Origin of the sequence: Tamlana sp. 2_MG-2023, from assembly GCF_030548465.1 — a bacterium.
Classification (GTDB): Bacteria; Bacteroidota; Bacteroidia; order Flavobacteriales; family Flavobacteriaceae; genus Pseudotamlana.
In genome coordinates this window covers 74,249-96,470 of sequence record NZ_JAUOSF010000007.1, presented here as the reverse complement: position 1 = coordinate 96,470, position 22,222 = coordinate 74,249, and the positions used below count along the sequence as shown (strand labels likewise).

At 35.8% G+C, this 22,222-nt stretch carries 17 protein-coding genes, 1 tRNA gene and 1 pseudogene; 13 read left to right on the top strand and 6 right to left on the bottom strand.

The window, feature by feature from the left end; genetic code table 11:
• The first annotated feature begins 5 nt into the window (after nucleotides 1-5).
• The 6 genes from Q4566_RS12735 to Q4566_RS12710 all read left to right on the top strand — a co-directional run bounded on the left by Q4566_RS12735 (nucleotide 6) and on the right by Q4566_RS12710 (nucleotide 5,126).
• Nucleotides 6-980 carry a polyprenyl synthetase family protein gene (locus tag Q4566_RS12735; protein ID WP_303421741.1) on the top strand — a complete coding sequence of 325 codons (975 nt, stop codon included), beginning with the start codon at nucleotides 6-8 and terminating at the stop codon, nucleotides 978-980.
• Nucleotides 980-1,327: a hypothetical protein gene (locus tag Q4566_RS12730; protein WP_303421739.1), complete on the top strand. Its 348-nt coding sequence runs from the start codon at nucleotides 980-982 to the stop codon at nucleotides 1,325-1,327. The genes Q4566_RS12735 and Q4566_RS12730 overlap by 1 nt, the downstream gene beginning before the upstream one ends.
• A gap of 201 nt (nucleotides 1,328-1,528) precedes the next feature.
• On the top strand, nucleotides 1,529-1,963 hold the full coding sequence (locus Q4566_RS12725) for an Rrf2 family transcriptional regulator (protein ID WP_303421737.1): 435 nt from the start codon (nucleotides 1,529-1,531) through the stop codon (nucleotides 1,961-1,963).
• Nucleotides 1,964-2,011: 48 nt separating this feature from the next.
• Nucleotides 2,012-2,743, top strand: a complete 732-nt coding sequence (gene ric / locus Q4566_RS12720) for an iron-sulfur cluster repair di-iron protein (RefSeq protein WP_303421735.1) — start codon at nucleotides 2,012-2,014, stop codon at nucleotides 2,741-2,743.
• Between the two features lie 136 nt (nucleotides 2,744-2,879).
• The gene (locus tag Q4566_RS12715) at nucleotides 2,880-3,149 is read left to right on the top strand and encodes a helix-turn-helix domain-containing protein (protein ID WP_303421733.1); all 270 of its coding nucleotides are present in this window, start codon (nucleotides 2,880-2,882) and stop codon (nucleotides 3,147-3,149) included.
• Nucleotides 3,150-5,126 (top strand): DUF2075 domain-containing protein, encoded by a 1,977-nt coding sequence (locus Q4566_RS12710; RefSeq protein WP_303421731.1) that lies wholly within the window; start codon nucleotides 3,150-3,152, stop codon nucleotides 5,124-5,126.
• On the opposite strand, the gene Q4566_RS12705 is transcribed toward Q4566_RS12710, so the two are convergent.
• From Q4566_RS12705 to polA, 3 genes are read right to left on the bottom strand one after another with little or no spacing between them, the layout of a single operon-like run.
• Complete coding sequence (locus Q4566_RS12705; RefSeq protein WP_368506597.1) at nucleotides 5,109-5,501, bottom strand: (deoxy)nucleoside triphosphate pyrophosphohydrolase; 393 nt, start codon at nucleotides 5,499-5,501, stop codon at nucleotides 5,109-5,111. The two genes, Q4566_RS12710 and Q4566_RS12705, sit on opposite strands and share 18 nt — an antisense overlap.
• A 16-nt stretch (nucleotides 5,502-5,517) precedes the next feature.
• Nucleotides 5,518-5,769, bottom strand: a complete 252-nt coding sequence (locus tag Q4566_RS12700; RefSeq protein ID WP_303421729.1) for a hypothetical protein — start codon at nucleotides 5,767-5,769, stop codon at nucleotides 5,518-5,520.
• A 36-nt stretch (nucleotides 5,770-5,805) separates the two neighbouring features.
• On the bottom strand, nucleotides 5,806-8,682 hold the full coding sequence (gene polA, locus Q4566_RS12695) for a DNA polymerase I (protein WP_303421727.1): 2,877 nt from the start codon (nucleotides 8,680-8,682) through the stop codon (nucleotides 5,806-5,808).
• 569 nt (nucleotides 8,683-9,251) lie between these two features.
• Here polA and Q4566_RS12690 point away from each other — a divergent pair.
• Both Q4566_RS12690 and Q4566_RS12685 read left to right on the top strand, forming a co-directional pair.
• Nucleotides 9,252-10,487 carry a metallophosphoesterase gene (locus tag Q4566_RS12690; RefSeq protein WP_303421725.1) on the top strand — a complete coding sequence of 412 codons (1,236 nt, stop codon included), beginning with the start codon at nucleotides 9,252-9,254 and terminating at the stop codon, nucleotides 10,485-10,487.
• A 105-nt stretch (nucleotides 10,488-10,592) separates the two neighbouring features.
• Nucleotides 10,593-10,925: pseudogene (locus Q4566_RS12685) on the top strand (thioredoxin family protein); the annotation flags it as partial.
• On the opposite strand, the gene Q4566_RS12680 reads toward Q4566_RS12685, so the two are convergent.
• Nucleotides 10,922-11,569, bottom strand: a complete 648-nt coding sequence (locus Q4566_RS12680; protein WP_303421723.1) for a polysaccharide deacetylase family protein — start codon at nucleotides 11,567-11,569, stop codon at nucleotides 10,922-10,924. The pseudogene Q4566_RS12685 and the gene Q4566_RS12680 overlap by 4 nt on opposite strands.
• 16 nt (nucleotides 11,570-11,585) lie before the next feature.
• Nucleotides 11,586-14,897, bottom strand: a complete 3,312-nt coding sequence (locus Q4566_RS12675) for a DUF2723 domain-containing protein (protein WP_303421721.1) — start codon at nucleotides 14,895-14,897, stop codon at nucleotides 11,586-11,588.
• Nucleotides 14,898-15,048: 151 nt separating this feature from the next.
• Here Q4566_RS12675 and Q4566_RS12670 point away from each other — a divergent pair.
• Nucleotides 15,049-15,121: transfer RNA gene (locus Q4566_RS12670), tRNA-Gln, on the top strand.
• A gap of 58 nt (nucleotides 15,122-15,179) precedes the next feature.
• Here Q4566_RS12670 and Q4566_RS12665 read toward each other — a convergent pair.
• Nucleotides 15,180-16,010 carry a universal stress protein gene (locus Q4566_RS12665; protein ID WP_303421719.1) on the bottom strand — a complete coding sequence of 277 codons (831 nt, stop codon included), beginning with the start codon at nucleotides 16,008-16,010 and terminating at the stop codon, nucleotides 15,180-15,182.
• Between the two features lie 211 nt (nucleotides 16,011-16,221).
• Here Q4566_RS12665 and rimP point away from each other — a divergent pair, with 211 nt between their 5' ends.
• The 4 genes from rimP to Q4566_RS12645 all read left to right on the top strand — a co-directional run bounded on the left by rimP (nucleotide 16,222) and on the right by Q4566_RS12645 (nucleotide 22,175).
• Nucleotides 16,222-16,683 carry a ribosome assembly cofactor RimP gene (rimP, locus tag Q4566_RS12660; RefSeq protein ID WP_303421717.1) on the top strand — a complete coding sequence of 154 codons (462 nt, stop codon included), beginning with the start codon at nucleotides 16,222-16,224 and terminating at the stop codon, nucleotides 16,681-16,683.
• Nucleotides 16,684-16,695: 12 nt separating this feature from the next.
• Nucleotides 16,696-17,928 carry a transcription termination factor NusA gene (gene nusA, locus Q4566_RS12655; protein ID WP_303421715.1) on the top strand — a complete coding sequence of 411 codons (1,233 nt, stop codon included), beginning with the start codon at nucleotides 16,696-16,698 and terminating at the stop codon, nucleotides 17,926-17,928.
• Nucleotides 17,929-18,008: 80 nt separating this feature from the next.
• A complete protein-coding gene (infB, locus tag Q4566_RS12650) occupies nucleotides 18,009-20,867 on the top strand; it encodes a translation initiation factor IF-2 (protein ID WP_303421713.1) in 2,859 nt (952 codons plus the stop codon).
• Nucleotides 20,868-21,182: 315 nt separating this feature from the next.
• Nucleotides 21,183-22,175: a family 43 glycosylhydrolase gene (locus tag Q4566_RS12645; RefSeq protein WP_303421711.1), complete on the top strand. Its 993-nt coding sequence runs from the start codon at nucleotides 21,183-21,185 to the stop codon at nucleotides 22,173-22,175.
• Nucleotides 22,176-22,222 lie beyond the last annotated feature (47 nt).

Below are 22,222 nucleotides of genomic sequence, written 5' to 3'. Positions count from 1 at the left end.
GTTCGATGCTTTCGATAGAAAAATACCAAGAGGAATTTATAACATTCCTAAAAGATTATTCATTTGTTAAAGAGCCTAAAGGACTTTATCAACCTATAGAATATATTTTAAACTTAGGCGGAAAACGTTTAAGACCAGTTCTCACTTTAATGACGGCTCATATTTTTAGCAGCGACTACAAAAAAGCGCTCAATGCTGCTTTGAGTATTGAGGTTTTTCATAATTTTTCTTTAGTTCATGATGATATTATGGATGGTGCGCCTTTAAGAAGAGGTGAAGAAACGGTGCATGAAAAGTGGGATATCAACACGGGGGTACTTTCTGGAGACGCCATGCTGATTATGGCGTATCAACTTTTTGAAACTTATGAGGCTGATGTTTTTCAGGCTTTGGCTAAATTGTTTAGTAAAACGGCTTTAGAAGTTTGCGAAGGTCAGCAATACGATATCGATTTTGAAACAAGAAACGATGTGACTATTCCCGAGTATTTGAAAATGATTGAATACAAAACGGCGGTATTAGTAGGTGCAGCGATGAAAATGGGCGCTATCGTGGCGCATGCTTCGGAAGAAGATCAAACAGGTATTTACGATTTCGGAAGGTATTTAGGGATTGCATTTCAGCTTCAAGATGATTATTTAGATGCTTTTGGTGATCCGAAAACCTTCGGAAAGCAAGTTGGAGGTGATATTATTGAAAACAAAAAAACCTATTTGTATTTGAAAGCTTTAGAATTTTCGGAAGCTTCAGAAAAAGTAGAATTACAAGAATTGTTTGCTTCAACTGTAGAGGATTCATCATCTAAAATTGAACGCGCCAAAGCTATTTTTCAAACTTCAGGTTCCGCGGAAGCGACAAAAAAAGCCATTTTGGAATACACTAATAAGGCTTTTCAAGTGTTAGATATTTTAGATATTTCGGAAGACAAAAAAGCGTTATTGAAGGCGTTTGGAAATAATTTAATGAATAGAACGGTATAATGCAGCTGCCTACTACTTTTGATAATTTAATTGCTGAAGCCCATCAATTGGATTTGTATACAAAGTTGATTCAACAACTTAACAAGGACTTTCTGCTGGCTAATATCGATTTAGATTTTCATGAAGATATTCTACCAACCAGTTTGAAACTCTTACTTCATGAAGCGGTTTACAAACTCATTCAAGAGAAGTTCGCCGAATACTTAAACTTACTTTATATCGTTGATGTTTCTGAAAACCAAGTCAAAGCCCTTGATGGTGATGATACGGTTCAGTTAGCCGAAGACGTGGCGTTTTTAATTTTAAAACGTGAGTGGCAAAAGGTGTGGTATAAGAATCATTATTGATTATTGGTTGAATTGAAAATTTTGACCGAAGACCGAAGACGGGTGACGGAAGACTTGGGCTGACGTTGAATTTTGCAACTTTACGTCTCTGCGCCTTTGCGAGGAACTTTATGGCTTTACCAGGCACAAAAAAATTTAATAAGGATAAACTTATCCGAATTAAAAAATATTCTTTACCTTTGTGGTGTAATCAGTTAGTATATGTTTTCAAAAGCTTGTGAATATGGTATAAAAGCCGCGATTTTTATCGCAACACAATCGTATGAAGGCAAGCGTGTGAGTCCGAAAGCCATTTCAGAAGAAATAGACTCGCCACAAGCGTTTACAGCAAAAATTTTACAGGCTTTAGTGAGAAACGATTTGGTGACTTCGGTGAAAGGAGCCTATGGTGGTTTTGAAATTGATAGAAACCAGTTAAGTAGTATCAAATTATCGCAGGTGGTTAATGCTATTGATGGCGATAGTATTTATAAGGGTTGTGGTTTAGGGCTTCATAAATGTGATGCGAGCCACCCTTGTTCAGTTCATGATAAGTTTGTAGCCGTAAGGGCGGGGTTAAAAGATATGTTGGAAAACACTTCTTTAGAGGAGTTAGCGCTTAATATAAAATCTGGAGACGCCTTTTTGAAGGTTTAAAAAAATTTGAATATAAATAGGATAAATTTATCCGAAATAAGCAATATTATGGAAGTATTAATTAACAATGCTCAAAAAGAAGTTGGGCAATTCGTAGCAGAAGATTTTAGAACAGCCGCTGTATTTAGTAATTACGGTATCGATTTTTGTTGTAGAGGAAACCGTTCGGTAGAAGAGGTGTGTGAGAAAAACAATATTGATACTAACGAATTGTTAGATAAATTAGAAGCGGTTACTAGTTCTCAAAACGGACAAGCAATTGATTATAAATCTTGGCCTTTAGATTTATTGGCCGATTATATAGAGAAAAAACACCACCGTTATGTGGAAGAAAAAATCCCGGTTTTACGTCAGTTTTTAGCCAAGTTATGCAAAGTTCATGGAGAAAGACATCCAGAATTGTTAGAAATTAACGTCTTGTTTATGGCATCGGCAGGGGAATTGGCTTCACATTTAAAGAAAGAAGAATTAGTTCTTTTTCCATTTGTTAAAAAAATGGTAGCTGCGACTTTAAGTCAAGCTGCTGTTGAGGCGCCACATTTTGGAACCGTTGAAAACCCAATTGCCATGATGATGGAAGAACACGATAATGAAGGCGTACGTTTTAGAAAAATTGCCGAGTTAACCAATAACTACAATCCGCCAGCAGATGCTTGTAATACCTTTAGAGTAACCTATGCCATGCTAGAAGAATTTGAGCAAGATTTACATACCCACATTCATTTAGAGAATAATATTTTATTCCCACAAGCTATTAAATTAGAGAAACAATTTCATTAACTAAGCTATTTATATTTCAATCCGAAAATCCAGAAGAAAGAGAGAGCTTCTGGATTTTTTTTGGGTTATACTAGACTGAAAGTTATGATACTTATTGTATGTTGATTTTTGCATACAATAAGTATAGTTTCGATAAATGATAAATAAATTTCTTCTAAAAGAATTTGGATTAAAAATTCGGGACTTAAGACTTAAAAATAATTTAAGTCAAGAAAAACTTTCATTCATAACGGGATTTCATCGCACATACATAGGTATGATAGAACGTGGTGAAAGAAATATATCCTTAACCAACATTGCGGTCTTTTCAAAAGCTTTTGAAATGGACATCTCTGATTTGTTAAACTTCAAAAATCAGAATCCTAAACTTAGCTATCAAGATTATAAATTCAAATCTGATAGTTAAATGAAAAGAGCGTATTATAGCAACTCAATTTTAGAGTTTTTATCGACCGATTCTAATTCAATATTGGGAGAATTAAGCTTAAATCATACTAATCGTTCTTTAGAAGATCTACAAAAGAATGCTTGGGTGAAGCAGATTGAAATTTTAAAGAATCAATTAATAGGAATCAAAGGTTCTATTTATTTTGAATTTGAAATCCCGAGGATGGGAAAAAGGGTTGATAACATAATCATTGTAGATGATTGTGTTTTTGTTGTTGAGTTTAAAGTTGGAGATTCTAGTTATCTAAAACATGCAGAAATTCAAGTGATTGATTATTGTTTGGATTTGAAAAATTTTCACGAAGGAAGTCACTTTGTAAAACTAATTCCAGTTTTAGTAGCTACGAATGCATCGTGTGGTTCCTATGATATAAAGGATGTTATAGAACATTATTGTGCAGCGAAATGTAATAAAAATGGTATCGGTGTAGTGATTGAAAAATTTACTCAATTTTCAAGTAATAAAATTGATGTTGATATATGGGAGAATTCAATTTACAAGCCCACTCCTACTATAATAGAAGTAGCTCAGGCGCTTTATAAAGGCCATCAAGTAAAAGAAATTTCTCGTCATGATGCTGATAAAATAAACTTAACAGAAACATCTGATTATATTAATAAAGTCATTGATGATTCTAAGTTTAATAGAAAGAAATCTATCTGTTTTGTCACGGGGGTGCCTGGAGCGGGGAAAACATTAGCAGGTTTAAATGTTGCTAATGAAAGAATGAAATCTGATGAAGAGGAACATGCCGTTTTTCTTTCAGGAAACGGTCCTTTAGTAGATGTTTTAAGAGAAGCTTTAGCAAGAGATCTTGTTAAAACATCAAAAGAAAATGGAGAGCGGGTTACCAAAGATAATGCGAAACGAAGAACCAATGCATTCATTCAAAATATTCATCATTTTAGAGATGAATATCTGAAGCATGATATTGAACCTACGGAAAAAGTTGTAGTGTTTGATGAAGCCCAAAGAGCTTGGACTAAAAAGCAGGTGGCTTCGTTTATGAAAAGAAAGAAGGGTATTGAGAATTTCGAAATGTCTGAACCTGAATTTTTGATTGATGTCATGAATCGTCATAAAGATTGGTGTACAATTGTTTGTCTTATTGGTGGAGGACAAGAAATTAATACAGGAGAAGCAGGGCTAGAAGAGTGGATTCGGTCTTTTGAAAACAATTACAAAGATTGGGAGGTGCATTATTCTAATTTAATAGTTGATAGCTCAAATTATATTAAAACAAAAACTCAAAAAGAATGGCTTTTTATAAATGCTGTACCAGTCTCAGAATTGCATTTAGCGGTTTCTATACGCTCTTTTAGGTCAGAGAAACTTTCAGAGTTTGTTCATGAACTTTTAGACTTAAATACAAATAGAGCCAAACAACTTTTTTCAGAAATTAAAAATGACTTTCCAATTTATGTTACTAGAAATTTAGAAGTTGCCAAAAACTGGTTAAGGAAGGAAAGTAAAGGTTCTGAAAGAATTGGTTTAATAGCTTCTTCAGGGGCTCGGAGGCTTAGAGCAATAGGTGTTGATGTTAAGAATGAAATTTCTGCTCCTAATTGGTTTTTAAATGACCCAGAAGATATTAGGTCTTCTTCCTTTCTTGAAGACATAGCCACAGAATTCGACATACAAGGTCTAGAAATAGATAGGACATGTTTGGTTTGGGGAGCAAATTTCTACATTAGTGGTAGCCAATGGAACTATCAAAGTTTTAAGGGAAGCAAGTGGATGAATATAAACCAAGAAATTAGTAAAGAATATCTTAAAAATACATACCGTGTTTTGTTAACACGTGCACGACAAGGCATGGTGATATTTATACCTGAAGGTTCAGGGTTAGACCACACCAGACCAAGTCATTTTTATGATGGGACTTATAATTATTTAAAAGAAATTGGAATAGAAGAGTTAACGGCTTTGAAGTAAATACTCTTTTAAAATTGGTAAGTCAGCTTCAGCCCAATCTAAATTACTTAAATCTTTTTTATCGGCTAAAACAAAATCACGGTGTTCGCTAAGTTTTAATTCTCCAGAAACAAATTCAGCCATAAAAGGAATGAGTTTAATTTTAAAATCAGGGTATTCATGAATTACAGGCGTCAATCTTTTTTCAACTTTTATTTTAATGTTTAACTCTTCAAGAATTTCACGCTTAATACAATCAGCTTCTGTTTCACCTGGTTCAACCTTTCCGCCTGCAAACTCCCATTTTAGAGGAAGTTTCATGGTTTCACTTCTTTGAACAGCTAGAACTTTTTCTTCGAACTGTATGATAGCACATGTAACGGGAATGATTTTCATAGGAAATCCTTTTTGACTAAGCGGCCAATTTTACTTCAGATAAAAAGTCATCGAGTTCATCTTCGGTACTAAAGTGAATGCTATTGTCTGTGTGGTCTTGGAAAAAGTGTATTAAATCTAAATGTGTTTTAAAAACACGATAAGAAACACCTTCATAATTATAAACGAAAAAAATCTCACTTAAGTTTTTATTTGTAACCAATATGGTTTCGATCGTCCTCGAAGATCTTAAATATTCAACATCTAAAGCTTTAAATGTGTTCATCATTTTCAATTTAGTTAAAATGGAGAAGCTTCAATAGCCCTAATGCGCCTCCAACCAATCAGCACCAGTTCCTAAATCAACATCCAGCGGCACTTCCAGTTTGTAAGCCTGTTCCATTTCGGTTTTCACCAAATCTTTAATGGTATCTAGTTCGGGTTTGTACACATCAAAAACCAATTCATCATGCACCTGTAGGAGCATTTTGGTTTTAAAATCACCAGTTTCTAGTTTGTTGTAGATGTTAATCATGGCAATTTTAATAATATCGGCGGCGCTACCTTGAATAGGAGCATTAACGGCATTACGTTCTGCGGCACCACGAACAATGGCATTTCTAGAATTGATGTCTTTTAAATAACGACGACGCCCTAAAAGGGTTTGCACATAACCGTTGTCGCGTGCAAAATCGACCTGTTCGCTCATGTATTTTTTAAGCTTTGGGTAAGTTTCATAGTAGGTATCGATAAGCTCTTTGGCTTCACCACGAGAGAGTTCGGTTTGATTGCTTAGTCCGAAGGCGGAAACCCCGTAAACAATTCCGAAATTAACGGTTTTGGCGTTGCTACGCTGTTCGCGAGTCACTTCCTCTAAAGGCACATTAAAAACTTTAGAAGCCGTTGAGGCGTGAATATCTTCGCCATTCTTAAAGGCTTCAATCATGGTTTCTTCCTTGCTTAAAGCCGCGATAATACGCAGTTCAATCTGACTGTAATCGGCAGCGAGTAAGGTATACTCGTCGTTGCGTGGCACAAAGGCCTTCCGTACCTGTCTGCCGCGCTCGGTACGAATTGGGATGTTTTGTAAATTGGGGTTGTTACTACTTAAACGTCCCGTAGCTGCAACGGTTTGCATATAATCGGTGTGTACACGCCCAGTGGTTTCATCTACCTGATTGGGTAAGGCGTCGATATAGGTGCTTTTCAGTTTCGATAAACCTCTAAAATCTAAAATATCTTGAATAATCGCATGATCTTTGGCTAGGTAACTTAAAATATCTTCGCCGGTTTTGTATTGTCCCGTTTTTGTTTTTTTCGGTTTATCAACCAATTTCATTTTTTCAAATAAAACAATACCCAACTGTTTTGGTGAGGCGATATTAAATTCTTCACCAGCCGTTTCATAAATGCGTTTTTCCAAATCTATGATATCCTTGTTTAGTTGTTCCGATAAGGAATTTAAAAAAGGGATATCTAAATTAATACCTTCTAATTCCATGGCTGCTAGAACGCGTAATAAAGGCAATTCAATATCGTCAAATAGGGTTTGCGTGTTGGCTTCACCCAATTCGTTTTTAAAGTGTTCTTTGAGCTGCAGGGTAATATCGGCGTCTTCCACGGCATATTCCGTTTGTTTTTCCAAATCAACAGTACGCATTGACAATTGATTTTTACCTTTTTTACCAATTAAAGCCTCGATAGGCATGGGTGAATAATTCAAATACGTTTCGGCTAGAACATCCATATTATGACGCATATCGGCATTTATTAAGTAATGCGCTAACATGGTATCGAACAGTTTACCTTTCACGGTTAAGTTGTATTTCGCTAAAACTTTAATGTCGTATTTTAAATTCTGACCAACCTTTTCAATGGCTTCGTCTTCAAAAAATGGTCGCAAAAGTTCTACCAATTCTTGAGCTTCGGCTTTATCTTCAGGAAACGGCAGGTAAAAACCTTTGCCAATTTCCCATGAAAATGCAATACCCACCAATTCTGCTGTTAGCGGGTTTAAACCCGTGGTTTCGGTATCGAAACATACACTGGTTTGGCTCATTAAGTTTTTAATAAACAATTTTGTAGCCATTCCCGACGCCACGCTTTGGTAGAAATGCGATGTGTTTGTTAAGTTTTTACGTTCGAAGGTGTTTTCTGTTGGCGCTTCCGCGCCTGCCTTGTCGGTAGTCAGGGAAGAGGGACCTCCTCCAAACAATGAGAATTGCCCTGCTCCAGCAGATTTTATTTCTTTTGGTGTTTCCTTTGTTTCCGTAACTTCTGAAGCTTTAGTAGTACTAGAAGTTGCTGTTGTAGGAACTTCGGTCGCGAAGGTTTTTACAAAATTATCGATTAATCGTCTAAATTCTAATTCTTGGAAAATCTCCGTCACTTTTGGGATGTCAGGTTCAGACATTTCAAAGTCTTCAGCATTAAAATCCACCGGAACATCCAGCATAATTGTCGCTAGTTTTTTAGACAGTAAACCCAATTCACCATTCGCTTCCACTTTCTCTTTCATCTTGCCTTTAAGCTGATCGGTATTGGCCAATAATCCTTCCATACTGCCAAATTGTGCTATAAACTTTTTCGCTGTTTTTTCACCAACACCTGGTAATCCAGGAATGTTATCACTGGCGTCGCCCATCATACCTAGAAAATCAATCACCTGTAGGGGATCTGTAACTTCAAATTTTTTCAGTACTTCTGGGATGCCCCAAGTTTCGTAACCACCACCAAAAACGGGGCGGTACATGAAAATATTTTCAGAAACTAACTGTGCAAAATCTTTATCAGGTGTCACCATGAAAGTTTGGTAACCGTCTTTTTCAGCTTGTTTGGCTAGAGTTCCGATAACGTCATCGGCTTCGTAGCCTTCTTTCACCATGATAGGAATGTGCATGGCTTTTAAAATCTCATAGATATAGGGCACTGCCGTTTTTATGCCTTCAGGGGTTTCGTCGCGATTGGCCTTGTAGGCTTCAAACATTTCAACACGATCGGCGCTACCGCCTTTATCAAAACAAACTGCTAAATGATCTGGGCGTTCACGCTTAATAACGTCCAATAATGAATTCATAAAACCCATAATGGCAGAGGTATCTTCGCCTTTAGAATTGATTCTTGGGTTTTTTATAAAAGCATAATAACCACGGAAAATTAATGCGTAAGCATCGACTAAAAAAAGACGTTTTTGATCTGACATTTTGTTTGTTTTGATAGAAAATCAAAACTACAAAAACTTAGGCTTAAAATGATGGTTTATATTGTGGAGCTTTACTGCGGATAAGTAAATTTCTGTGTTTCTGTGAATGGACATATAACTAAGAATATTTTGATTTTGTCATTCAGAACCTTCCTGTTGGCAGACCGGGGAGATCGAACTGAAAACTTTGACCGAAGACGGGAGACCGTTGACAATACGTCAATTTTTCATTATTCCCTTTTATTTGAAAATTGTTTATGCGTTTATTTGTTTAACCGTTTAACCGTTTAACCGTTTAACCGTGTGACTGGGACTGTGACTGAAAACTGCGACTGGAACTGTTTATCTGTTGAATCGTGTAATAGTAAGTTAACTTTTAATATACTTAAACCGTTTTTAATTTTTAATTTAAACGATTCTGCCTTTCGTCAGGAACGACAACTTCCGTCTTCGGTCTCCCGTCATTTTTCATTATTCACTTTTCATTGTTAATTCTTAACGATTCGTTAAATACAAACCGTTCGTAATCTATTCCTTTATATTACGACTATCTTTAGCAAAAAATTAAAATGTTGCGTTGGATTATTTTTATTGTCATTTTTCTAGTAGCCGATTTCTATGCCTTTCAAGCGTTTAAAACGGTAACCAAAAATAACATACTTCAAATACTATATTGGGTAATCACTCTTTTTGTTCTTGGTAATTTCGTTTTTCATTTCTATGGGTTTAATAGAAGTGATGGTTTTTCGCATGCTCATGGTTACGCCGTAGGGTTTTTAATTGCCACCATGGTACCCTTTATTTTTTTAGTAGGTATGATGTTTATGGAAGATGTTTTCCGGGTACCACAAGCCATTTACAGATATTTTACGGTTGGAGATGCTGCTAAAGGCGATTTCTTTACATCAAGACGTCAATTTATAAGTAAGCTCGCTTTGGGTATAGCGGCCATTCCTCTGGCATCTATAATTTATGGTATTTATAAAGGACGTTACAATTATAAGGTTTTAAAATACACCATGTATTTTGAAGATTTGCCAGCCGCGTTTGACGGTTATAAACTCACACAAATCAGTGACATTCACTCAGGGAGTTTTGATGATATGGATAAGGTGAAATATGCTGTGGAGTTAATTAACGAGCAGGCCAGTGATGTTATTCTTTTTACGGGTGACATGGTGAATAATAAGGCAGAAGAATTACTGCCCTACAAACCTGTTTTTGGAAAATTAAAAGCGAAAGATGGCTTGTATTCGGTGCTCGGAAATCATGATTATGGCGATTATGTGAAGTGGGACTCTGATGCTGCTCAAAAACAGAATTTAGACGAATTAAAGGCTATTCAAAAAGAAATAGGTTTTAATATGTTATTAAATGAAACTAAGTTTTTAGAGAAAAACGGCGAACGTATTGCTTTAGTTGGTGTTGAAAACTGGGGCTCGGGCGGCTTTAAACAGGCTGGTGATTTAAAGAAGGCTTCGGAATATGTTAAGGCAGACGATTTTAAAATTCTTATGAGTCACGATCCAACGCACTGGGAAAAGAAAGTGATTCAAGACGATTATCATTACCATTTAACCTTAAGCGGACATACCCACGGTATGCAGTTTGGTATTGAAATTCCAGGTTGGTTTCGCTGGAGCCCTGCGAAGTGGCGTTATAAGTATTGGGCAGGGATTTACGAGGAAATGGGGCAATTCATTAATGTAAACCGCGGATTTGGTTACTTGGCCTTCCCCGGCCGTGTTGGTATTTGGCCTGAAATTACGGTTATTGAGCTAAAAAAGGGTACAGCACCCGCATAATTACCTATAAATGTTGCTATTGAATAGAAATTGCTTATTTTTATAGTAATGCATTAAAAGGAATAGCGCAAAGTTGTTGGTCTCGTAAAGACTAAATGGCTAAATTTTCAGTTAATGTATCTGATTAATAAACTAGAAAGTATGTCAAAATTTGGTGAACTTATAGATGTGAAAATTCCAGTCTTGTTAGATTTTTACACAGAATGGAATAAACAATCGGAAGCCATGCACCTTACTTTAAGAGATGTGGCTGCAGCTTTGGGCGATAAGGCTAAAGTAATTAAAATTGATATTGAAAAAAATAAGGAGCTTGCTGATGCTTTACGTGTAAAAGCGTTACCAACCCTAATCATCTATAAAGATGGTGAAATGAAATGGCGCCATAGCGGCGAACAAGATGCCAATACGCTTATTGGTATTATTCAAGACTACATTTAATGGGCTAAGGCCTTAAATGAAAATCCTTTTTGACTATAATATTCTAAAACTTTAGGGAGTGCATATTGCATGTTTCTTGAAGCTTTTACGCTGTCGTGAAATACAATGATGCTTCCGTTAGTGGCTTTTGAAATGACGTTTTTTAGGCAGGTTTCAGGGCTTACTGATTGGTCCCAATCAAAAGATAAAATATCCCACATGATAATCTTGTAGTGTAAGGCTAAAAGTTTTTTGCCTTGACTGGATTTTATTCTGCCGTAAGGAGGTCTGAATAAATTTGTAGACTTGGTTGTGTTGGTTTCAAAATCAATGATGTCTTGGGTTTTTAAAACTTCTTCAATATATTCGGGTGTTTTTGTTTTCCAACCTTTAACATGATTATAGGTGTGGTTACCGATGGCATGGCCTTCTTTTAGAATATCTTGAAAAATGTCAGGATGCTTTTCTATATTATTACCAATGCAAAAGAAAGTGGCTTTGGCTTTATGTTTTTTCAAAACGTTTAAAGTCCAATGGGTAATTTCTGGAGTAGGGCCATCGTCAAAAGTGAGGTAAATTGTTTTTTCGCTAGTAGGGATGTCCCAAATATAATTTGGGAACATCTTCTTTGCTACTAACGGAACTTTTGCAGGAATTAAGGGCATAACCTTAATTTATAAATTATTTGATGGTGTCTATAACTTGTAAGCCGTCGTTTTTTTCTTCTGGAATTGTGGTTTCAATCGCATCAGGTTCTGGCTCTTCGTCTCCATAAAAATGGTTGAAAGCACGTAAGTGGTTATTGAAAACTTCGCCTTCACTTTCAGCAAACTTAACATCGTATGCAATTAAAACATCAATTAAACCTTTATAACGTTGAATATCTGTATAAATATCTTCAAATAAACGTTCTTGTTTGTCAACTTTTAAACCACTATAATAAGTTAGGTTTTCTTGGTATTTAGCCGCTACATCTTTAAATAACTGACGTGCTTTTTCCTGGTTTCCTACTTCGTAATATAAACTGATATAAGGTTCTAAAAGCGTGTAGTACCCAAAGTAGGCTACCGGCATGTTTTCCATAGCAATGTCTGCTATTTCTTCAGCCTTATCTAGTTTGTCTTCGTTAATTAATTGTTCACCTAAACGGGCTAAGTTTCCACGGTAAGTGATGGAGTTCTTTCTAGTTTCAACATCGTGATAAATGTCTGGACTTCCGCTATTACCCCAATCCCAATTTTTAACTAAATCATACATTAAGTCGCTATCTACACGCCCCATGTCAAAAGGATTTGATTTGTCTATAGGCGTTCTAATAGGTGTTAATTTGTAACATACACCATCTAGTTGTAGGTAGTCTTTCATCCACAGGTAATCGTCGTCACCAAAACTTCCTCCTGTGAAATAGATAGGGCGTTTCCATTCGTTGTTTGCGACGATATCTAACATAAGTAACCTGTTTTTGTATAAGGCGCCTCCGCTTACGGTAATGTCGATATGCGGTACAATTTTATCAGCATCTTTGGCTTTTACTACACCAGACTTTAATGCGTTTTCCTTATTCACAGGAATACGTAAATGTGGGGTTGGCAAGTACGTCGCATTTGCATCTTGACTTCTAACTTTAGAAAGATCTACACCTTGTTGCTGTAAAACGTATTTGTATTTTGTTTTTGGGTTGTTACTACCAACAAAATCTAAAAACTGTTTCACCTGTAAGGTGTCTTTAATCACCGGTTGAATGATAATATAATCATTCGTACCATAGCGGTATAAGTCGTGTGTAAGTTGTGAGGGTACCGGGTCACTTTCATAAGCTTTACGCTTCATTTGGTCGATGTACCAATCCGTTTGAAACAAACTGGTATTTACCACACGCACATCGGTTCTGTAACCTTCAATTTCTTGAGCGTACCAAAGCGCAAAGGTGTCGTTATCTCCAATGGTGAATAAAATAGCGTTTTCGGCACAGGAATCTAAATACATTTTAGCCATGGAGTTGGCGGTATATTTTCCTGAACGGTCATGATCGTCCCAGTTATTAGCTGCTAAATTAATAGGTGCGAGTATAAGACAAATAGCGGTTACTATAGGTGCTGCCATTTGTTTAGGGATGTAGTTTTTAGCAAATTCATAGATGCTATAAACCCCAAAACCAATCCATATGGCGAATACATAAAATGAACCTACTACCGAATAATCACGTTCTCTAGGTTCAAACGGTCTAACATTCGTGTACACTTGAATGGCAACTCCTGTAAACAGGAAGAAGACCAACATGACCCAAAATATTTTTTTGTCTTTATTAAATAAAAGGAAGAAACCTAGTAGTCCTAATATAAGTGGTAGAAAGTAATACGTATTTCTCGCTTTATTGTTTTCAACATCACTTGGTAAGTTTTCTTGAGGCAAGCCTAAATGCCATTCATCAATAAAATTAATTCCCGAAAGCCAGTTGCCGTGGTTGTCGTAACGGCCTTGAATATCATCTTGTCTTCCTGTGAAATTCCACATGAAATAGCGCCAGTACATATAACCCAGTTGGTATTCAAATAAATAAGTGATATTACTAAAAAGCGATGGCTTTTCTATATCGATGTAATCTTTAAACTGTTTTAAGAAGTTATGGTAATCTTCATAATCGACATTGCCTTGTGCAACATCGTTTCTAAAATTAGAAACGGCTCTACGTAATTCATTTTCCATTTGATATTCTGGTTTTAGTTTAAATTCTAAAAAACCAGAAAACATCATATAGTTTTCGGCATGCTCACCACTCCACATACGGGGTAGGATAGAAGCGTGTTTTGAATTATAGTTCTGTCTTGCGTTTTTATAATCGTTTACAATAACATATTTACCTGCTTCTTCATCCTTTTCATAATTTGGTTTATCATCTATGTAAGGGTTGTTTTCATCCAAATAAGCATACTGATCTGTAAATTGCGGGCCATAGAATAAATGTGTTTCAGGATACTGTTCTAAGTTATAATACGCTAATAATTCTCTAGCACTATTTGGGTTGTTTTCGTTTACAACCACATTGGCGTTGGCGCGAATAGGTAACATAATCCAAGTAGCAAAACCTATAATCACGAAAGTCACACAAAGAATGCCCGTGTTTAAATGCACGTAATTCTTGTCCCGCGTATATCTTAAAGCAAAATAAATAAGGGCTACTAATGAAATTCCTGCAATGATAGATCCCGAATTAAACGGCATGCCAACTGTGTTCACAAAGAAGATTTCAAAAACACTGAAAATTTTAAGAATATTTGGTGCAAGTAATTTGAATACAAATAATAAGATACCTACAGCTACTACATTCGCAATAATGAAGTTTTTAACGGTGACTGTTTTATAATTTTTAAAGTAGTAAATTAACCCAATGGCAGGAATGGTTAATAAACCCATAAAGTGCACTCCAAAAGAGAGTCCGATTATGAAAGCAATTAAAATCAACCAACGGTTACCTCGTGGTTTGTGCATATCTTGTTCCCAACGTAAACCTAACCAGAATAAAACGGACATGATTAATGTTGCCATCGCATAAACTTCCGTTTCAACGGCGTTAAACCAGAAAGAATCGGTAAAAGTAAAGGCTAAACTTCCTACTAAAGCACTTCCTAAAATAGCTATGGCTTTATTTTTAGAAGGTGTTTCATCGTTAGATACCATCTTTTTTAGAAGTAAGGTGATGGTCCAAAACATGAATAATATGGTGAAGGCGCTGGCTACAGCACTCATCATATTCATCATAAAACCTACTTGCGAAGGTTCTAAAGCAAACATGGAGAAAAAGGCTCCAAGCATTTGAAATAAGGGCGCTCCCGGTGGGTGTCCTACCTCTAGTTTTGCCGATGTTAAAATGTATTCCCCAGCATCCCAGAAGCTTACTGTTGGTTCTACTGTTAAACTGTAGGTTATAAGTGCTATTAAAAAAGAAAACCAACCTAAAATGGTATTCCATTTTTTATAGTCAAAATGTGCCATGTATATCTATTATTTTTTGCATTGCGAATTTAAGAATAAATATGGTATCGCAAATGATTTTATACAAAGCTTAAGTTTTTGAGAAAAAAATTTTAAAAAAATGTTTGCAGAACTAAAACTTTATTCTAAATTTGCACCCTCATTACACGAATGGCCTATGGTGTAACTGGCAACACGTTGGTTTTTGGTACCAAAGAGTCTAGGTTCGAGCCCTAGTAGGCCAACAAAAAAGTCTTCCTTTTAGGAAGACTTTTTTTATTTATTCACTTTTATAGTTACTCGTTATAATTTAAATGTTAGAACGGGGCGATTTGCATGATTTACTAAATCTTCACTAATGCTTCCGTTAAAGAAATTGGAGATGCCTTTTCTGCCGTGTGTGCTCATGCCAATTAAATCGGCGTCTATGGCGTAGCTAAAATTGATAATGCCTTTTTCAATAGTATCATCATTATAAATATTTACCGTTTGGTTTCCGGGTTTTAATGTGCTTGTGAATTTCTCAATGCGTGCATTGGCTTCCTTAGTAGTCACAAACTTATTAGGTGTATTCACTAAAAGTAAATGCATTTTAGCCTGCCATAATTCTGTGAATTTCAGTGCTTTTTTGTAGGCAGACTGGTTTTCTTCGGTGAAATCTGAAGCAAAAACGAAGTTGTTTATCTCAAAATTTTCATGTTCTTTTTTGATGACCAGAACAGGAACTTCAGAATTTCTAACGACTTTTTCTGTGTTACTACCAATAAGTATTTCTTCGATACCACTAGAGCCATTTGAACCCATAACAATAAGGTCAATATCGTGTTTTTCACATTGATCGGAAATACCGCTATAAATTTCATGAAAATCTACCGTACTAAATACGGTTAGACCTTTTAGGTAGTCTTTGTTTAATAAATCATCAAATCTTTTTTTTGCCAATTTCATAAAGAATAAGGCTTCTGGACCAGAAGAGAAGCTTGTTGCGTTTACTGGGTCAATTTGATGCATAGGAAGATCAAGGATGTGTAACAAGTGAATTTCGCAATTATGTTTTTTTGCTAATTGCGTTGCCACTTTTAAAGCGTTTTCAGCTTGCTCTGAAAAATCTGTAGGTACTAGTATTTTGTTCATAAGTATTAATTTTTATTCGATTTTAATATTGAATTTAAAATTAAGGTAAAATGGTTCGTTTTTACTGACTAGAGTTTGGGCTCTTAATGTTAGTTAGCTCTAAAATATGAAATATTCCTTTAAAAATCAATAAAATATTGTATATTTGCACCGTTGAAAGGCAAAATTAAGGATATGAGGGGACGTAAAGTCCCCTCTTTTTATACTAAAAATGTTTAAAAATAAAGTTACAGAAATACTAGATGCAGCGCTGATTGAAAGATCGGACCTGTTTCTTATTGATTTTTCTATAAATAGTGAGAATCACATTAAAGTGATTATTGATGGTGATTCAGGAGTTTTAGTTGAAGACTGCATATTTATAAGTCGCGCCATTGAAGCTGATTTAGATCGTGAGGAAGAAGATTTCTCGTTAGAAGTGATGTCGGCAGGTGCAGCCTCTCCGTTAACACACAATCGTCAGTATAAAAAAAATCTAGACAGAACACTTAAAGTAAAAACAAGTGTTGAAGAAATAGAAGGAACGCTTACTGAAGCAACTGAAGAAGCGATTACCTTAACATGGAAAGCTCGTGAACCTAAGCCAGTAGGAAAGGGGAAAGTAACTGTGGAAAAGGAAGCGCATATTCCTTATAAAGATATTGTAGAAGCAAAAGTTATGATTAAATTTTAATTTAAAAGAGTTATGGAAAATATCGCGTTAATTGAATCTTTTTCAGAATTCAAAGACGATAAGCTAATTGACAGAGTCACGTTAATGGCAATCTTAGAAGATGTATTTAGAAGCGCCTTAAAAAAGAAATTTGGTGATGATGATAATTTTGATATTATTGTAAATCCAGATAAAGGTGATTTAGAAATATGGAGAAATAGGGTTGTGGTTGCTGATGGTGAGGTGGAAGAACCAAACCAAGAAATTACATTAACTGAAGCTCGTAAAATTGAGCCTGATTTTGAAGTTGGAGAAGATGTATCTGAAGAAGTGAAACTTATCGATTTAGGAAGACGTGCTATTTTAGCATTACGTCAAAACCTAATTTCTAAGATTCATGAGCACGATAATACTATAATTTATAAGCAATTTAAAGATTTAGTAGGTGAGATTTATACGGCAGAAGTACACCACATTCGTCATAGAGCAGTAATTCTATTAGACGATGAAGGAAACGAAATCGTATTGCCAAAAGACAAACAAATTCCTTCAGATTTCTTTAGAAAAGGAGATAATGTAAGAGGTGTTATTGATGGTGTTGAGCTTAAAGGCGCAAAACCTACAATTATCATGTCAAGAAGTTCTCCTGTGTTCTTAGAAAAATTATTTGAACAAGAAATTCCAGAAGTTTTTGACGGGTTAATCACAATTAAAAATGTGGTTAGAATTCCAGGTGAAAAAGCAAAAGTAGCTGTAGATTCTTATGATGATAGAATTGATCCAGTTGGCGCTTGTGTTGGTATGAAAGGTTCTAGAATTCATGGTATTGTTCGTGAATTAGGAAACGAAAATATCGATGTTATCAATTACACCAGTAACTTAGCATTATTCATTACTAGAGCATTAAGCCCTGCAAGAGTAACTTCTGTAAAACTTGATGAAGAAAATAAACGTGCTGAGGTTATCCTAAAACCAGAAGAAGTTAGTAAAGCGATTGGACGTGGTGGTCACAACATTCGTTTAGCTGGTCAGTTAACTGGTTATGAGATTGATGTATTTAGAGAAGGGGCTGAAGAAGATGTAGAATTAAGTGAATTCTCTGATGAAATCGAAGATTGGATTATCGCAGAATTTAGTAAAGCAGGATTAGATACCGCTAAAAGTATTCTTGAACAAGACGTTAACGACTTGGTGAAAAGAACAGATTTAGAGGAGGAAACAATAAATGAAGTGATTCGAATTCTTAGAGAAGAGTTTGAAGACTAGTAAAAATTAAGTGCAGATTTGCATGTTTGTTATGCCCAATGCGGTATAATGTATATATTTGAGTATTTTAAAGGCGATTTATGGCTGAAACAATTAGATTAAATAAAGTATTACGCGAGCTTAACATCTCTCTAGATCGTGCCGTAGAATTTTTGGATTCTAAAGGCGTGGAAATAGAGAAGCGTCCAACTACGAAAATTTCTGAGGAAACTTATAAGATTCTTTCAGATGGTTTTGAGACGGATGCTAATAAGAAGGTGAAGTCGCAAGAAGTTAGTGAAGCTAAGCAAAAGGAAAAGGAAGATTTACGTATTAAGCGTGAAAAAGAATTGGAAGCGAAGCAGAAAGCTCAAGAAGCCATAGAAAAAGCCAAACAGGAGGAAGTTATAAAAGCCTCAAATACGCTTTCAGGACCAAAGCAAGTTGGAAAAATTGACTTAGATCCTAAGAAGAAAGCTGCTGAAGCTCCTGCTGCTGAGAAAAAAGAAACGCCTGCTAAAGCAGAACCTGTTGCTGAGAAGAAACCGGAGCCTGTAAAAGAGCCAGAAGTTATCAAAGCTCAAGCACCTAAAATTGGTTTAAAACCAGTGGCCGATAAAAAGGTTGAGGTGGAATCTAAAAAAGAAGCACCTGCTAAAGCGGAAGCTCCTAAAAAAGAGACGCCTGCAAAAACACCTCCAGCTAAAGAAGAAGTTGCTGCAAAAACAGAAGCTTCAGGTAAAGTTGATGAGGAAGGCAACCCAGTAGTAGAAGAGCGCGTTAAAACACAATACCAAAAACTTACAGGGCCTAAAATTGCTGGAGATAAAATTGATTTATCACAGTTTAATAAACCTAAAAAGAAGGTAGAGAAGAAAACCGATTCTAAACCTGGAGATGCTAAGAAAAAGCGACGTCGTATCAGTAAAGCTGGAGCGCCAAACACTGGAGGTCAGAATAGACCAGGTGGAGGAAGACCAGGAGGAAATGATCGTTTTAAAGGTAAACCAGGTGGTCCAGGTCAAGGCAGACGTAACATTGTAAAAGAAGAACCTTCTGAAGAAGATGTGAAAAAACAAGTTAGAGAAACACTTGAAAAACTTCAAGGGAAATCTAGCAAAGGTCGTGGAGCCAAAAACAGAAGAGATAAAAGAGATAAACATAGAGAGCAGACTGAAATCGATCAACAAATCGAAGCAGCTGAAAGCAAAATCATCAAGGTAACAGAATTTGTTACGGCTAGTGAAATGGCTACGATGATGGATGTTAGTGTGACACAAATTATATCGGCGTGTATGTCGCTTGGTATGATGGTAACGATGAACCAACGTTTAGATGCTGAAACCTTATCTATTGTTGCTGATGAATTTGGATATCAAGTTGAATTCGTTACTGCAGATATTGAAGAATCAATTGAAGTTGTCGAAGATAAACCAGAAGATTTAATTTCTCGTGCACCAATTGTGACTGTAATGGGACACGTTGATCACGGTAAAACATCGCTATTAGATTATATCCGTCAAGAAAATGTAATTGCTGGTGAGTCTGGTGGAATCACACAACATATTGGTGCTTATGGTGTAGAACTAGAAAACGGACAAAAAATTGCGTTTTTAGATACACCAGGTCACGAGGCCTTTACAGCGATGCGTGCTCGTGGTGCTCAAGTTACCGATATAGCTATTATTGTTGCAGCGGCCGATGATGATATCATGCCACAAACAAAAGAGGCTATTTCGCATGCACAAGCTGCGGGAGTGCCAATTGTATTTGCAATCAATAAAATTGATAAACCTGATGCCAATCCAGAGAAAATTAAAGATGGTTTAGCACAAATGAACCTTTTGGTTGAAGATTGGGGAGGTAAAATACAATCTCATGATATTTCAGCTAAGGTTGGAACAGGGGTTAAAGAATTATTAGAAAAAGTATTGCTTGAAGCTGAATTATTAGAGCTTAAAGCTAATCCAAATAAAATAGCACAAGGTACTGTTGTAGAAGCATTCTTAGATAAAGGTCGTGGATACGTTTCAACAATCTTAGTGCAAGCAGGAACACTTAAAGTTGGTGATTACGTATTAGCTGGTCAGCATAGTGGTAAAGTAAAAGCCATGCATGATGAACGCGGTAATGATGTCGTTGCAGCCGGACCTTCAACACCAGTATCTATCTTAGGATTAGATGGTGCACCTCAAGCGGGTGATAAGTTTAATGTTTTTGAAGACGAGCGTGAAGCGAAACAAATTGCATCAAAACGTGCCCAATTACAACGTGAGCAATCTGTTAGGACACAACGTCATATTACATTAGATGAAATTGGTCGTCGTATCGCGCTTGGTGATTTCCAAGAATTGAATATCATCCTTAAAGGAGATGTGGATGGTTCTGTGGAAGCATTAACCGATTCATTCCAAAAATTATCTACTGAAGAAATTCAAGTGAATATCCTACATAAAGGTGTAGGTGCGATTACTGAAAGTGACGTATTATTAGCTTCGGCTTCCGATGCGATTATCGTTGGATTTAATGTTCGTCCTGTTGGAAATGCTAGAATGATTGCTGATAAGGAAGAAATTGATATCAGAACTTATTCTATCATCTACGATGCGATTAACGATCTTAAAGATGCTATGGAAGGTATGTTATCTCCAGAGCTTAAAGAAGAAATTCTTGGTACTGCAGAGATTAGAGAGATATTCAAAGTGTCTAAAATCGGTTCGATTGCTGGTTGTATGGTAACTAATGGTAAAATCCTTAGAAATGCAGGCATTCGTTTAATACGTGATGGAGTAGTGGTATACACTGGTGAATTGACATCATTAAAACGATTTAAAGACGATGTTAGAGAAGTTTCTAAAGGATACGATTGTGGTATGCAAATTAAGAACTACAACGACATTCAAGAAGGTGATGTTATTGAAGCATTCCATGAAGTAGAAGTTAAGAAGAAGTTGAAGTAAAAGATCAATCTTCTAAATAAATAAAAAATCGTCTAAAAAGTAATTTTTAGGCGATTTTCTTTTTATAATGTATTCTGTTTTCGATAGATCTCTAATGTTTTATGAGCTTAACTAATATGGGTTTAGTGAACATGAACGAGTTGTCTTAGGTTATCTTTCTTTATCTATGTTTTTATGTCCATTTGTTATATATGTTAGATCATTTGTAGTAATTGATTTATTGCCTTTGTTCTAATTTTAGATTCAAAATTTCTAGCATTCAATTCTAAATCAATTGGTTTTAAATTAGGTTTCATAAATTAAATTAGACGACAAATGAATACTACCACAGTTAAAATTTCTAGATGTTTATTGCCAATAATTTGCCTCATACTACTAATTGGATGTGAAAATAGCGTAAAAAGTACTTACAAGTTTAAGAGGGATGGAAATCCGCTAGTAAAGCATTTATTCACAGCCGATCCATCTGCACGCGTTTTTAATGATAGATTATATGTTTACACTTCTCATGATGAAGACACTGCTACTTATTTTAATATGCAAGATTGGCATGTTTTTTCTACAAAAAATTTAAACGAATGGACAGATCATGGTCCTATATTTAGCCTTAATGATATTGCGTGGGCAGATAAATGGGCTTGGGCCCCTGATGCGATAGAACGTAATGGGAAATATTACTTTTATTACCCTGTAGAACGCGCGAAAATTGGCGTTGCTGTTAGCGATAGTCCTACTGGTCCTTTTGTAGATAAGTTGGGAAAACCGTTAATTGATAATACTGATCAGGTCCATGAAATAGGACCAGAGCCTATTGACCCTGGATTACTAATTCACGATAATCAAGCTTATATGTACTTTGGGTGTCGTGAGCTTAGAGTAGTTAAATTGAAAGATAATATGATGGAAATAGATGGTGGGATCATGAATATTCAGATTAAGGGTGCTGAAAATGATAAAGAATCAGAAGGCAGAGGCTGGTACGGAGAAGGGCCATGGGTTTTTGAGCGTGACGGAAAATTTTATTTTACGTATTCTAATGGGTGGGGTAAAGAATCCAGTATTGTTTATGCAATTGGCGATAACCCGCTTGGACCCTTCGAATATGTAGGTCGCGTTATGGATCCTGTGAACTCTTGGACTTATCATGGGTCGATAACCGAATTTCAAGGGAAGTGGTATGTGTTCTACCATGATCAAACATTATCTCAAAATGGTTTCCGAAGATCGGTATGTTTTGATGAAATTACTTTTGATGACGAAGGGAAAATTATTCCTTTAAAAATTGATTATTATGAAAAGCAAGAATAAGTTATTAAATAATCCTTTTTTATTGCTTGGGCATACTATTAAAAAAG

Bases quoted from the DNA above. Each gene is read 5' to 3' on its own strand.
- Q4566_RS12735 (WP_303421741.1), top strand. From the start codon at position 6: ATGCTTTCGATAGAAAAATACCAAGAGGAATTTATAACATTCCTAAAA.
- Q4566_RS12730 (WP_303421739.1), top strand. From the start codon at position 980: ATGCAGCTGCCTACTACTTTTGATAATTTAATTGCTGAAGCCCATCAA.
- Q4566_RS12725 (WP_303421737.1), top strand. From the start codon at position 1,529: ATGTTTTCAAAAGCTTGTGAATATGGTATAAAAGCCGCGATTTTTATC.
- ric (WP_303421735.1), top strand. From the start codon at position 2,012: ATGGAAGTATTAATTAACAATGCTCAAAAAGAAGTTGGGCAATTCGTA.
- Q4566_RS12715 (WP_303421733.1), top strand. From the start codon at position 2,880: ATGATAAATAAATTTCTTCTAAAAGAATTTGGATTAAAAATTCGGGAC.
- Q4566_RS12710 (WP_303421731.1), top strand. From the start codon at position 3,150: ATGAAAAGAGCGTATTATAGCAACTCAATTTTAGAGTTTTTATCGACC.
- Q4566_RS12705 (WP_368506597.1), bottom strand. From the start codon at position 5,501: ATGAAAATCATTCCCGTTACATGTGCTATCATACAGTTCGAAGAAAAA.
- Q4566_RS12700 (WP_303421729.1), bottom strand. From the start codon at position 5,769: ATGATGAACACATTTAAAGCTTTAGATGTTGAATATTTAAGATCTTCG.
- polA (WP_303421727.1), bottom strand. From the start codon at position 8,682: ATGTCAGATCAAAAACGTCTTTTTTTAGTCGATGCTTACGCATTAATT.
- Q4566_RS12690 (WP_303421725.1), top strand. From the start codon at position 9,252: ATGTTGCGTTGGATTATTTTTATTGTCATTTTTCTAGTAGCCGATTTC.
- Q4566_RS12680 (WP_303421723.1), bottom strand. From the start codon at position 11,569: ATGCCCTTAATTCCTGCAAAAGTTCCGTTAGTAGCAAAGAAGATGTTC.
- Q4566_RS12675 (WP_303421721.1), bottom strand. From the start codon at position 14,897: ATGGCACATTTTGACTATAAAAAATGGAATACCATTTTAGGTTGGTTT.
- Q4566_RS12665 (WP_303421719.1), bottom strand. From the start codon at position 16,010: ATGAACAAAATACTAGTACCTACAGATTTTTCAGAGCAAGCTGAAAAC.
- rimP (WP_303421717.1), top strand. From the start codon at position 16,222: ATGTTTAAAAATAAAGTTACAGAAATACTAGATGCAGCGCTGATTGAA.
- nusA (WP_303421715.1), top strand. From the start codon at position 16,696: ATGGAAAATATCGCGTTAATTGAATCTTTTTCAGAATTCAAAGACGAT.
- infB (WP_303421713.1), top strand. From the start codon at position 18,009: ATGGCTGAAACAATTAGATTAAATAAAGTATTACGCGAGCTTAACATC.
- Q4566_RS12645 (WP_303421711.1), top strand. From the start codon at position 21,183: ATGAATACTACCACAGTTAAAATTTCTAGATGTTTATTGCCAATAATT.